This is a genomic window from Deltaproteobacteria bacterium (assembly GCA_015233135.1).
Taxonomy (GTDB): domain Bacteria; phylum UBA10199; class UBA10199; order JADFYH01; family JADFYH01; genus JADFYH01.
Genome location: JADFYH010000025.1, coordinates 38451 through 47799, shown reverse-complemented (window position 1 = coordinate 47799; position 9349 = coordinate 38451). Strand labels below are relative to the sequence as shown.

Sequence of the window (9349 nt, the reverse complement as noted above, 5' to 3'; positions counted from 1 at the left end):
GTCTAGAGAGCCGCTTTCGCCACCGGTGTTCCTCCCAATATCTACGAATTTCACCTCTACACTGGGAATTCCGCCCTCCTCTCCCGTACTCGAGTTAAACAGTTTCGAACGCACTTCCTGGGTTAAGCCCAGGGCTTTCACATTCGACACATTCAACCACCTACACGCGCTTTACGCCCAGTAATTCCGAACAACGCTTGCACCCCTCGTATTACCGCGGCTGCTGGCACGAGGTTAGCCGGTGCTTCCTCTAAGGGTACCGTCAAATCCTAGGATTATTTACCCTAAAACAGTTCTTCCCCTTCGACAGGGGTTTACAACCCGAAGGCCTTCATCCCCCACGCGGCGTTGCTGCGTCAGGCTTTCGCCCATTGCGCAAGATTCCCCACTGCTGCCTCCCGTAGGAGTCTGGACCGTGTTTCAGTTCCAGTGTGGCTGATCATCCTCTCAGATCAGCTAACCATCGTAGCCTTGGTAGGCCATTACCCTACCAACTAGCTAATGGTACGCAGGCCCATCAATAAGCGATAGCTTACAAGTAGAGGCCATCTTTTACCTCATTCCGAAAACGGAACGTGGTCATATCCAGTATTAGCCCGTCTTTCGACAGGTTATCCCAGTCTTATAGGAAGGTTACCTACGCGTTACTCACCCGTTCGCCGCTGTACTCACCCTTGCGGGCTTTCTCGCTCGACTTGCATGTGTTAGGCACGCCGCCAGCGTTCGTTCTGAGCCAGAATCAAACTCTCCAGTTTAAATCTGCTATGCTACTCATTTAGCTTTTGAGGGCTTTAGTAAGTAGTTACTTTACTGTTTTAAAAAACAGAAAAAAAATTATCTGAGCTAATCAATTTCGACGTTCTATTTAGTTTTCAAAGATCTAAAGATTATACTTGAATTTACCAGCGGTCACTAATCTCCCTTGGGGAATCGGTTCCCCAAGAGCCCGCGCATATTAGCCAAAAGTTTCTTCAAGTCAATAAGAAAAATAAATTAATCTGTAGTTATTCTGATCTCGATTTCACAAAGACCCAAAAAAACCTTTCACAAGGAGATAATAAGGGCCTATCCCCCGGATAAAACTGCTTTCCTAAAAACTTTCAGCACCTCAAAATTCTTGTTCAATAGAATTCTAAAAACATAGAAGAGGATGAACAGCAAGTACACTTTTAGCATCCAGTTTCTGGAGGATGGACAAATAAACTGGATAAACCAGAGCACAAACAAAAACACGGCCTCATACCAGCACATCTTTAACTGCATCAAAACAAGTACACCTAGAAAAGATTGTACCAAAGTTAAGGCTAACTCCAACCTTTGATGATCATCAAACTGAAAGCCGGCTAGATGACCTGCTGAGCAGGAAAAAATTATCATCATCAGAGCAACCAGCAAGGTCCATTGATTGATGTTGGAACTCACCATATTCATTAAAGCCATTGGAGCCTTTCCTTCTCTTCGCGCCCAACCAAATGCCGTCAGCTTTTCGGGAAATTCAGAAAGAAAAGGTGAAATCCATTGAACAAACACAAATTGTGAAATTCCCAATAGAGAGGCTAGGGCAAGCAAACTTTGTAGGAAGGGTTCAACCGTAAACATCAGCATAAGTCCTCCTCCCAAAAACAAGACGACGATGGATAAATTTCTCAACAGAGGAGACAACGAGATAATTTTACGGGGGATATAAGGCATATCTACCGCTTCTTCAGCTTCTTCGGGAGGAAGTTTTTGGATCATCCATAGATAACCAAGATAAAGGAGAAGTAAGATCATCCCATCATAGAACTGCAAAGCGCCCTTTATATAGATGAAGGTGAAATAGAGAAGGGGCAATAAGAGCGAAACAATTTCAATCGAATACTCTTTGTCCAATATTATGGGATCAAAACGAACTTTTTGTTTTTTTTCGCGACATAAAAAAGCCCGAACAAAATAAATCATGGGCCATCCAAAGCCCACCAATAAACGCAAGCTACCCGTAAGATTGGCCAACATGAGGGGGGTATCTCGGTGCCAGGAAATCAAGGCCTCCACGGCAAACTCCGGCAAGGTCTGAAACCAGGCCAGAATTGCCAAAGCCAGCCCTTTTGATATGAAATATTGTGCGGCTTCAGCACCCCATCCAATGGCAAATGAAGAAAGTAATATAGAAGGAAAGGTCCACAAAGCTCCCCAAGCTTTTGCAGGAACCGCAATCAACGATGACGATTTCATAAAAATTTCCTGGTCTTTCTTGAGCTCAAGAGGCTCAAGCCCATTTGTTTACATCCACCTCAAACAGTCAATTTCATAATCTAAGTCAACACTGCCTGTTAGCAGTTGAATTTCTCTTATGTTGTGATTAAAACAAGGGGCTTTTCAAGCTATAACCTTTTTCCCTCTTCCGTCGAGAGGGTGATAAAGTAGAGCTCGACCCTTAAGGAGTGTCCCCATGCCTATTACCCGATTCGCCATCTTCCCCAAGCATCTCTTTGCCGCCATTCGCCGTGAAAAGGCGCAGATCCGTGTCTCGCAGCTCGTGGTGGAGTCTGCTGCGCTGGATGCCGCAGCCGTCTATGCGCGATTAGAGACGGGTCCCGAGGGATTGACCAGCGACGAGGCTGCGAAGCGCCTGGAACGGCACGGGCATAATGTTCTGGCCACTGAGGGCCGCATCGGTATTGCTAAGCTTCTCTGGCACGCAATTCTGAATCCGCTGGTAATTCTCCTAGCCGTGCTCGCCACAATTTCCTTTCTGACCGAAGATATGCGGGCGGGGATCATGATGTTGTTGATGATACTTCTAGGCGTCACTCTCAAGCTCGTCCAGGAGGCAAAGGCTGACAGCGCTGCCGCCAAGCTCAAAGCGATGATTTCGGTGACAGCGACGGTCATCCGCGACGGTAACCCACAGGAGATCGCCGTTTCGCAGCTCGTACCTGGGGACGTGGTCAAGCTCGCAGCGGGCGACATGATTCCCGGTGATGTGCGCATGATAATGGCCAAGGATCTGTTCGTAATCCAGGGCCCCCTCACAGGAGAGAGCTTTCCGGTTGAGAAGTTCGAGGTGGAGAAAAATGTCGCCACAATCACACCCATCGAATTGACCAGCATTGCCTTTCTGGGGACCAGCGTTGAGAGCGGCTCGGCGACGGCCGTTGTTGTTGCGACCGGCCACGATACTTATCTGGGCGGCATGGCTAAATCACTCTCAGGGCAATCCACACAGACGGCCTTTGACAAGGGTGTTTCCCGATTTACCTGGCTGATGCTGCGCTTCATTTTGGTGATGGTCCCCCTGGTATTCGTCATCAACGGTCTAACCAAGGGCCAATGGGGTGAGGCCTTCTTTTTTGCCTTGGCTGTGGCCGTAGGGTTGACGCCCGAGATGCTCCCGATGATCGTAACAGTCTGCCTCTCCAAGGGCGCACTAGCCATGAGCCGAAAGAAGGTGATCGTGAAGCGGATCAACGCCATCCAGAACCTGGGAGCGATGGACGTTTTGTGCACGGACAAGACTGGCACGCTAACGATGGACCATGTGATCCTGGAGAAACACTGCGACGTAGCATTGAAAGAGGATGATGAGGTGCTGGCTTTGGCGTACCTCAACAGCCACTTCCAGACGGGGCTGAAGAACGTTTTGGACCGGGCGGTGCTGGCTCACAGAGAAACGCACGCCCATGCCGACGTGCCCAGCTACACCAAGGTGGATGAGGTCCCTTTCGATTTTCAGAGACGCATCATGTCGGTCGTAGTCCGCACGCCAGAAGGCAAGGACCGGATCATCAGCAAAGGGGCTCCCGAGGCGGTTTTTTTACGATGTAAGGAATTTGAACTTAACGGCGAACTCTTTCCAATGGGGCATCTGCTCATCGATGAGCTCCGGCGCGAATACGAGGAGCTTAGCGCCGATGGTTTTCGTGTGCTGGCCATCGCCAGCAAGGAGAGTGCACCGCGGGGTATCGTTGCGGGTGACAGTACACCGTATTCGAAGGCCGACGAGTGTGACCTGATCTTGAACGGCTATGTCGCCTTTCTTGACCCGCCCAAGGATACCGCGACGGCTGCGATTGCGGCGCTGCACGGCCATGGTGTCAGCGTCAAAGTGGTTACGGGGGACAACGATCTGGTGGCCCGCAAGATCTGCAAAGAAGTGGGTCTGGCCACCGATTTTGTGCTGATGGGAGCAGAGGTCGAGAAAATGTCCGACGATCAACTTGCCGAGGCCTCCGAGAAGACGACGCTCTTTGCGCGTGTCTCCCCGGCGCACAAGCAGCGAATCATTCATGCCCTGCAATCCCGCAAGCATACCGTGGGATTTATGGGCGACGGAATCAACGATGCTCCTGCCCTGCGTGCTGCCGACGTGGGGATCAGCGTCGATACCGCAGTCGATATCGCCAAGGAATCGGCGGACATGATTCTACTTGAGAAGTCGCTTTTGGTTCTCGAAGAGGGGGTGATCGAAGGACGAAAAGTCTTTGCGAATATCCTCAAGTATATCCGCATGGGGGCATCCAGCAACTTCGGCAACATGTTCAGTGTATTGGGAGCAAGCATCTTCGTGCCCTTTCTGCCGATGGCCCCGATCCAGATTCTCGCCAATAATCTACTTTACGATATCTCCCAGACGGCGATTCCCACCGATGACGTCGATCCCGAGCAAGTGGCCAAACCGCGCCCATGGGACATGAAGGAGCTTACCCGCTTTATTGTTTTCATCGGCCCCTGCTCATCGGTCTTCGACTACAGCACCTATCTGATGATGCTCTATGTTTTCAAGTGCTGGGCCGTGTCTACGCCCGAGCTTGCGACCCACAGCGAGAGTCTGTTTCAGACAGGATGGTTTGTGGAAAGCCTGCTCACACAGACGCTCATCATCCACGTCATCCGGACCAACAGGATTCCGTTCCTGCAAAGCCGCCCCTCCTGGCCCTTGATGGTGATGAGCGTCTCGATCATGGCTGTAGGAGTTGCAATCCCGTTCTCACCCCTTGCCCCCTATCTGGGCTTCTCACCCTTGCCACCCCTGTATTGGCCGCTGATCGTCCTAACTCTCTTGTGCTACGTGATCTTGACGCAGGCGGCGAAGACCTGGCTGCTGAGGCGCAAATGGATTTGAGGGGGAGACATCACACCTCTTGAGCGGACTAATTTTTTAATTCCTTTTCCCATTTCAAAATCGGATTCTTCACCGCCCTCACCTCATCCAGTTTTTGATGTGAGGTCACATGAGGAGCCTCGTGCAAAATATCCGGATTGGATTTTGCCTCTTCGGCAATTTTAATCAGGGCGTCGCAAAATAAATCGAGGGTCTCCAGACTTTCGGTTTCGGTGGGTTCAATCATCAAGGCACCGGGAACAACTAAAGGAAAATAAACGGTGGGCGGATGATAACCGTAATCCATCAAGCGTTTGGCGATATCCATGGTTTTTATTCCAAACTCTTGCTGGCGTTTATCGGAAAACACACATTCATGCATGCAGGGCTGTTCGTAAGCCAAATGGTAATGATTTTTCAACCTGGCCTTCATGTAATTGGCATTGAGTACCGCCATATTTGATACGCCCTTTAGTCCCTCGGGTCCCATTTCACGGATGTAGGTATAAGCCCGAACCATCATTCCAAAATTTCCAAAAAAGGCGCGCACTTTTCCCACGCTGAGAGGGCAATGCTCATCCAGAAAATATTGATCTCCTTCACGACGAAGGATTGGCACTGGTAAATAGGGCTCTAAAATCTTTTTCACGGCTACCGGGCCACAGCCAGGGCCACCGCCCCCGTGAGGGGTAGTAAAAGTTTTGTGCAAATTAAAGTGCATGACATCCACGCCCAAATCTCCCGCACGGGCATTGCCAAGTAGGGCATTTTGGTTGGCACCATCACAGTAAACCAGCCCCCCTTTGTCGTGAACAATTTTGGCAATCTCGGCAATATTCTTTTCGAAGAGGCCCAAGGTATTGGGATTGGTGAGCATAAGCGCCGCGACTTCTTCGTCCATTACTTCCGCCACCGCCTCCGGTGTGAGCACGCCCTCTTTTCCAGATTTTATCTGGACGACTTTATAATTGCACAAAGCGGCAGAAGCCGGATTGGTCCCATGCGCTGTATCGGGAATAATAATTTTTTTACGCGGATTGCCTTTGTGCGTGTGATACGCACGAACCATGAGTAAACCCGTAAACTCACCATGGGCGCCTGCCGCAGGCTGAAGCGTCACGGCATCCATTCCACTCATAACCGCTAAATCTTTTTGAAGCTCGCACATCAACTGAAGTGCACCCTGTAGTGTTGAAGAATCTTGGGCAGGATGGACTTTTAAGAAGCCCGACATCCGTGCCGCTTCTTCATTCACCTTGGGATTATATTTCATCGTGCAAGAACCCAGGGGGTAAAAACCGGTATCGATAGAATAATTCCACTGAGACAAGCGTGTATAATGACGCACGACATCCAGCTCAGACAACTCGGGCAGCAGCGGAACATCTTCGCGCAAAAGCTCGGAAGCTAAATCCACTTTTTCTGTCACATCATTTTCAGGTAGCGAATAACCCATGCGACCGGGAGATGTTTTTTCGAAAAGAAGAACTTCGTTAAAGAGGAGCCCTTGTTTAGCGGGAAATTGTTGGGACATCATTAATTCACCTTCTTCAATACCTGAGCAAAACGTTCAATGTCTGCACGACTATTCATCTCCGTCACACAAAGCAGCAGAGCCTCACCCAGTTCTGGATAATCTTTTTTCAGGGACACTCCCGCAAAAATTTCCTGCTGCAGGCAATGCTTTAATACCTGCTCTACAGGTTTTGAGAGCTTGATCACAAATTCATTAAAGGCAGGGCCATTCAAAACAAGCTCTACACCAGAAACATTGGACAAGGTTCTTTTGGCAAATTGGAGCCTAGACACATTCATTTCCGCCAATTTTTTCAGCCCGACAGGCCCCAGGAGAGCCAGATAAATGGAAGCTCCCAGCGCGCATAAAGATTGATTCGTGCAGATATTCGAAGTCGCTTTTTCACGGCGGATGTGTTGCTCACGAGTACTGAGGGTGAGCACAAAACCGCGCTTCCCCTGGGCATCTAAAGTTTGACCGACAATGCGGCCGGGCATTTGACGAACATCGGACTGCTTGCAAGCAAAGAGCCCCACATAAGGCCCACCATTATTTAGAAAATTTCCGAACGATTGGCCTTCTGCCACAGCGATATCCGCAGCGCATGAACCGGGTGACTTCAGCAAAGCCAGAGACAAGGCTTCCTGGGTGGCCGTTACAAAAAGAGAATCGTTGGCGTGGATGATTTTTGCCAGCCCTGCTAAGTCTTCGATCACCCCAAAATAATTGGGATAACCTGCGCAAAAAACAGCGACCTCAGGAGTTAATTTCTTCTGAAGGTCCGCCAGATCAATTCTTCCATCGGCTGAAAAATTTACTTCTTCAATGGGCGTACCCATGTTGTGCAGCACGGTTTGCACTACTTTCCGATATTCGGGATGCAGATTTCGTGCGAGTAAAACCTTTTGTTTTTTAGACTTCAGGCGCAGTGCCATCAGCACGGCTTCGGCCAGCGAGGTGGATCCATCATAGGTAGAGGCATTGGCAATGTCCATCCCCAACAAGGAAGCCACCATGGTTTGAAACTCAAAGATGGCTTGAAGCGTACCCTGGGAAAGCTCGGGCTGATAAGGGGTGTAGCCCGTTAAAAATTCCCCCCGCCCCATTAAAGAGGAAACGGCAACTGGAATATAATGATGATAGGCGCCAGCTCCCAAAAAAGAGGTGGCATGATCTACTGTTTTATTTTTTTTGGAGAGGGCTTTTAAATGCGCCAGCAACTCTTGCTCGGACAAGGCGGCGGGGATACCCAGCTTGCCTTGAAAGCGAAGTTTCTGGGGAATGCTTTGAAAAAAAAGATCGGAGGGATTTTCCACTCCGATCGTTTCACACATTTTTTGAATTTCAATTTCAGTTTGGGGTAAGTATCGCAAAGAACTACTCCGATTCTTCTTTAAGAAAGGCCTCATATTCTTCGGCAGAAAGTAAATCGTCCAACTCACTCTTGTCATCCATTTCAATACGAATCATCCAGCCCTCGCCGTAAGAATCTTCATTGACGATTTCGGGGGAATCCAGAAGCGGGTCATTCACTTCAATCACCCTTCCTGAAACAGGCAGATACAAATCACTCACACTCTTTGTGGATTCTACCACACCAAAGGTATCTCCCTTTTCCACATCTTCTCCTTCTTCGGGTAATTCTACAAATACAATATCCCCCAGTTGATCCTGGGCATAATCGGTAATTCCAAGGGTGGCGACATTCCCTTTTACACGAACCCACTCGTGCTCTTTGGTATATTTAAGGTCTTCTGGACAATGCATAGGCTCTCCAAGAATAATTATTTTCGATAAAAAGGCGTACCGACGACTTCTGCTTTCTTCTTTTTTCCACGAATGTCAATGCTGAAGATCGTTCCAATTGATGAAAAATTCGGGTCGGCATAGGCACAGCCAATTTTTTTGTCAAGAGAGGGAGAATAAGTTCCACTGCTTACCCAACCTATTTTTTCTTCCTGATTAAAAACGCTGTAATCCGCACGCGCAATGGCTTCTTCCTGCATGATAAAACCCACTCGTTTTTTGGAAATGCCTTTTTCTTTTTGTTCAATTAATTTGTCGCGCCCTAAAAAATTTCCTTTCTGAAGTTTGGTGACCCAGCCCAAACCTGCTTCCAGTGGAGTAATCTCGTCATTCAATTCGTGACCATACAAAGGATAAGCCATCTCCAAACGCAGCGTATCGCGACAACCCAAACCACAAGGCATTAATCCCGAGTTTTTTCCTTCTTCCAAAAGGGCAGACCAGATTTTTGAAGTTTGATCCGCGGGCGTATAAATTTCAAACCCATCTTCGCCCGTATAACCCGTTCGCGCCAAAGTGACTGGCACCCCAAACAGATTTGCTTTCGTAAAATAAAAAGCCTTCACTTCTATTGCATCCAGACTGCAATGTTTTTTGTTGATGAGAGTTTTTGCAAGCGGCCCTTGAATCGCAATCTGCCCAAAGGCCTCGCTTTGATTTTCTACGCTCACTTTAAATTTGGATTGATGAGACTTTATCCACTCAAAATCTTTTTCAATGTTGGAGGCATTCACACAAATAAAAAATTCATTCTCACCCAAACGATTGACGATGAGGTCATCTACCACACCGCCTTTTTCATTCATGAGCAAATTGTATTGGCATTGCCCTATTTTTTGCGCTGCCACATCGTTACTGGTGAGGTACTGGAGAAATTCCAAGGCCTGAGCCCCCACCACAACCAACTCACCCATGTGTGACACATCAAACATCCCCATTTTGTT

At 48.6% G+C, this 9349-nt stretch carries 6 protein-coding genes and 1 rRNA gene; 1 reads left to right on the top strand and 6 read right to left on the bottom strand.

Annotation, left to right across the window (positions count from 1 at the left end; genetic code table 11):
• Positions 1-755, bottom strand: a 16S ribosomal RNA gene (locus HQM15_08925); the annotation flags it as partial.
• 310 nt (positions 756-1065) lie between these two features.
• On the bottom strand, positions 1066-2214 hold the full coding sequence (locus tag HQM15_08920; protein ID MBF0492889.1) for a hypothetical protein: 1149 nt from the start codon (positions 2212-2214) through the stop codon (positions 1066-1068).
• 217 nt (positions 2215-2431) lie between these two features.
• On the opposite strand from HQM15_08920, the gene mgtA reads away from it, so the two are divergent.
• Positions 2432-5104, top strand: coding sequence for a magnesium-translocating P-type ATPase (mgtA, locus tag HQM15_08915; GenBank protein MBF0492888.1), 2673 nt, complete (start codon positions 2432-2434; stop codon positions 5102-5104).
• Between the two features lie 28 nt (positions 5105-5132).
• Here mgtA and gcvPB read toward each other — a convergent pair whose 3' ends face one another.
• The 4 genes from gcvPB to gcvT all read right to left on the bottom strand — a co-directional run.
• The gene (gene gcvPB / locus HQM15_08910; protein ID MBF0492887.1) at positions 5133-6617 is read right to left on the bottom strand and encodes an aminomethyl-transferring glycine dehydrogenase subunit GcvPB; all 1485 of its coding nucleotides are present in this window, start codon (positions 6615-6617) and stop codon (positions 5133-5135) included.
• Between the two features lie 2 nt (positions 6618-6619).
• Positions 6620-7972, bottom strand: a complete 1353-nt coding sequence (gene gcvPA, locus HQM15_08905; protein ID MBF0492886.1) for an aminomethyl-transferring glycine dehydrogenase subunit GcvPA — start codon at positions 7970-7972, stop codon at positions 6620-6622.
• A 4-nt stretch (positions 7973-7976) separates the two neighbouring features.
• A complete protein-coding gene (gene gcvH, locus HQM15_08900) occupies positions 7977-8366 on the bottom strand; it encodes a glycine cleavage system protein GcvH (protein ID MBF0492885.1) in 390 nt (129 codons plus the stop codon).
• 17 nt (positions 8367-8383) lie between these two features.
• Positions 8384-9349, bottom strand: a 966-nt coding sequence (gene gcvT / locus HQM15_08895) for a glycine cleavage system aminomethyltransferase GcvT (protein MBF0492884.1), incomplete at its 5' end; no start/stop codon positions are given.

Bases quoted from the DNA above. Each gene is read 5' to 3' on its own strand.
- HQM15_08920 (MBF0492889.1), bottom strand. From the start codon at position 2,214: ATGAAATCGTCATCGTTGATTGCGGTTCCTGCAAAAGCTTGGGGAGCT.
- mgtA (MBF0492888.1), top strand. From the start codon at position 2,432: ATGCCTATTACCCGATTCGCCATCTTCCCCAAGCATCTCTTTGCCGCC.
- gcvPB (MBF0492887.1), bottom strand. From the start codon at position 6,617: ATGTCCCAACAATTTCCCGCTAAACAAGGGCTCCTCTTTAACGAAGTT.
- gcvH (MBF0492885.1), bottom strand. From the start codon at position 8,366: ATGCATTGTCCAGAAGACCTTAAATATACCAAAGAGCACGAGTGGGTT.